The 3,654-nt window shown below is 31.6% G+C and carries 2 protein-coding genes; both read right to left on the bottom strand.

What is annotated here, in order from left to right:
• Positions 1-903: 903 nt before the first annotated feature.
• A complete protein-coding gene (locus BUC16_RS17370; RefSeq protein ID WP_073372083.1) occupies positions 904-1,743 on the bottom strand; it encodes a UvrD-helicase domain-containing protein in 840 nt (279 codons plus the stop codon).
• A gap of 16 nt (positions 1,744-1,759) precedes the next feature.
• Positions 1,760-3,478, bottom strand: a complete 1,719-nt coding sequence (locus tag BUC16_RS17375) for a type I restriction enzyme subunit R domain-containing protein (RefSeq protein WP_244534387.1) — start codon at positions 3,476-3,478, stop codon at positions 1,760-1,762.
• Between the last annotated feature and the right edge of the window lie 176 nt (positions 3,479-3,654).

Here is a 3,654-nt window from a genome sequence, read left to right on the forward strand (position 1 = left end):
ACCATTGTTGCCACGAGCACGCAGAAGAAAATTTTACCCTTTAGCGTTTTTTAATGTCAAAGAACCTTTTAAATAAATCATTTTCAGAAGAAAAAGAAAAAAAAGAAAGTCGTCGTATCAGTGGAGGTTTCAAAAGAAGTCAAGTTTTTTTGAAAAAATACTACCCAACTGTTCTTATGGAAAGAAATTGTCATCGTATAATCAAAAGTTGAATTGGAAATGTAAGGGTGGAGATTTTTTCAAAAACCCGCAGGGCTTGAACTTTACTTTTTGAAACCGGAACTTATCTTTACTTTCTTTTTATTTATTTTTTTGTAGCAGGATGTTTCTTGTGTAGTCTTTTCTCTGGGATGCTTCTTTTGGAATCGGCAATCAAACACCCCCAAGCACCGCAGAAAAATAATGATTGTAGCGTTAGCGGAAATTATTGTTTTTTCGAGGAGCGTAGTGGCGGTGTTGCGGCAATCGAACAGCCACGCTAGACCGAGAATGAAACGTAGCGATAGCGAAGTGGAATGTAGGGATAGCAGCGTGTAACGGCGGGGAAAAAATATAAGTCAGCCTTTGGCGTTCCTTGATTTAGGGCAAAGTGCTAACGGAGCCAACCCCGATGGCTGTGCGAAGGAGCAACCGCTGAAAAAATAAAGGGCGGCAGACATAATACTGCTGGAATGTAGTGTAGCGTAGTTTACGGAGCGAAACGGAATGAAGCGGTATTGTGGATGCATAAGCCCTGCCGAACGCAGGAAGAGACCGTGTGAAGATGAGGAACGAAACAGCGCAAAAAAATAGCTGCTTATTTTCAAGCTGCTGTTTTTTTTAGTGCTGTGAAGTGTCTGTGGAACGGAGGGAAACCTAAGTATTGAATTGAAACAATAAATTACATATTTACCGAAAATGTTCTTATGAAAATATAAGGTTGACCGACTGGAACAGCCGAACGGAACAAAGGGAACGACCGAAGAGAGACCGCTTGTTTGTAGCTTCTCCAATTACTTTTCTACCGAATGAATGGAATGTGTTAACCTCAATATCAATATTCATTTTCTGCTTGATACGATGTTTCATTTCATCACTAGCCTTTTTTGTAAATGTTATTAGTAATATGTCCTCTGGATCAACCTTGAAACGGTCTATAACGTAGACTACCTTACCTGCAACAGTTGTGGTTTTTCCACTACCTGCACCTGCAATAACTAAGTTGTTATCTTCATCCTTAATAACTGCTAAACGCTGCTGTTCATCTAATGACTGACCTTCAATATTTGAAAAAAGTGTATCGCATTCTTTTAATTCTCTTTCAATAAATTTCTTGTTATAAGTGTTACGAATTGTTTCTCCAGTATTATAGTTGGTGCTTAGCTGCTTAACTTCCAAAACAATAGCGTTATCTAATTTTAATGTTTCAATTTTATATTTGCTTAAATCATTGTATAGGGTATTTACAGAAGCCTTCCAGATAAATAGTTTATTGTTATTGAAATACCCATCTTTGAATGAAATGAATTTGCCAAACTTCTTATTAGCCAATAAAATATCTTGGTACATTCCTTCTACAATCACTTTCTCCTTTAGCCTCTTGGCTTCTGCCAATTCAAAACGTATTCTTTCTTCCTTTTGGCGTTCTTTTTCAAGTCTTTCAGCTTCTATTTTTTTTTGAAGTGACTTTTTATTTTGCTGAACATATATATATGACAACAATATAGCACCTAATACTATGAATGTGATGGTTGAAATATTCATTGGAAATTAAAAATAATTATAGTTTAGAAGAATTTATCGTCCTTTCAAAATCATCACATAATTGGTTTAGAATATCTTTTGTTTCTCTTTTGAAAAATTCTCCTAAATCTTTATTCATTATTGTATATTTTCTATACAATTTATTGAAGTCAGTATAAATTTCATCTTGAGAGAATGCTGAACCATCATCTTTGATTTTTGCAATTAATCTTTTTCCCATTTCATCGGCTTTGATGAAAGTAAAAAAAGCATCAATTTTATTTTCAAAGTCTTCAATTAATTCTGCAATAGCTTCTTCTTCTTGATTGCGTTTCTCGATAACTTTTAGAATATTGTATTTATACTTGTTATCATCTGAACCGTTTGGAACTCCTTTAATTTTGTTTTTTTCTTTAACCTTATAATCTTGTGGAGCAACAATACCAATTTTGTTATCAAAGTATATTTCTACATCATCAATTTCATCTTGGCCTTTGTTAATTTGTCCATAAATGATGCTGAACTTTCTCCAAAATTGTAAAAATAATTCTTCGCTATATTTTTTATCTATTTCAATAACAAACTCTATAAGATTTAATATTTTGAAATAGTCATTTATGATTTGTTTTAATTTCTTCGCCTCTTTCTTTGAAGACATTATAAACCTCGTAAAATCATTATCTATTGCGAGAATAAGATTTATATCATCATTAGTAGTATTGTATTCTTGAAATGCTTTAAAATGCGTTTTAAATAAATCCTGGTCTTTTAATTCTTTAAGATAAATATCTAGTCTTTCTTCGTCACCTAATGGATCAAAGTCTGAAACTACAACATTACTGAAATGCTCAAAAGCTTGTTTTATATTCTTAACATTTACATTTTTATATGAAAAGTCAATAATCTTACAATCGTTCTTATATTTAGTTGTTCTATTAACTCTTGATATAGTTTGAATTGCATTAATTCCTCTAATTTCTTTGTCTAAAAATAATGTATGTAATTTAGGTTCATCAAATCCTGTTTGAAGTTTATCTACTACTATTATTAATCCGTTTTTAGCTAATTTAAAGTTTTGTAAAACTTGTTTTTCGTTTATACCATCATTAACACTATTGCTACTTGGCTGGTCTTGACTATCTGAATAAACAATATAAATAGGAGCTTCTTTAAATCTCTCGTATTTTTTCTGTTCTACTAAATCTTTGTAATGTTTATCAATCAATCTTTTGTATCTGATTGCATTTGGTATTGATGAAACTGCTAACATTGCTTTTGCAGTACCTCTAATATTATGATAAACTGTTGTTACTAATCTTTCTGCAATGAATTTCGATATAGCTTCAATTCTTTCTTTATTAGCATATATTTTCTTTTTTCGTATTGCATATTTTTTTCCTTCTTCATCAATGCCGGTATCTGTATCATCTGGAATTTCTTCATATCCGAAATCATCTTCAAAGCCTTCTAAATCATTATCAGGTATTTCAAATTGCATTTTAGAAGAAACAGGAACTATACCCCTAATTGGATTTAAAATAAAACCATCTTCAATGGCTTCTTTCATTGTATAACTATCGAAAGGTATCCAAATTTTCTCTGCTTCTGCGTATTTATTAAATTCTCCAAATCGAGCCAAAGTAATATCGCTTGGTGTAGCTGTAAAACCAATAATTAAATTCTTTTTATGAACTGTATTTGTGTAAACCTTGCTATTATCAAAACCACTTTGCAATTCATCGAAAACACTTATCATTTCTTCGTTTTGTGAACCACTATTACTTCTGTGAATTTCATCAATTAAGAAAGCAACTCTTAATTTTGATAATTTTGAAGTAACTGTACGTCTTCAAACTAATTTGGACTTTTACTAAGAGAGTGTTCTGTTAATTAATTCAAAGATAAATGTTTTTCTTTGTTAGTTGAATTTTT

It is taken from the genome of Flavobacterium fluvii (assembly GCF_900129545.1).
Classification (GTDB): domain Bacteria; phylum Bacteroidota; class Bacteroidia; order Flavobacteriales; family Flavobacteriaceae; genus Flavobacterium; species Flavobacterium fluvii.

Coding starts and splice junctions, on each gene's coding strand:
- BUC16_RS17375 (WP_244534387.1), bottom strand. CDS start 3,478: ATGATAAGTGTTTTCGATGAATTGCAAAGTGGTTTTGATAATAGCAAG.
- BUC16_RS17370 (WP_073372083.1), bottom strand. CDS start 1,743: ATGAATATTTCAACCATCACATTCATAGTATTAGGTGCTATATTGTTG.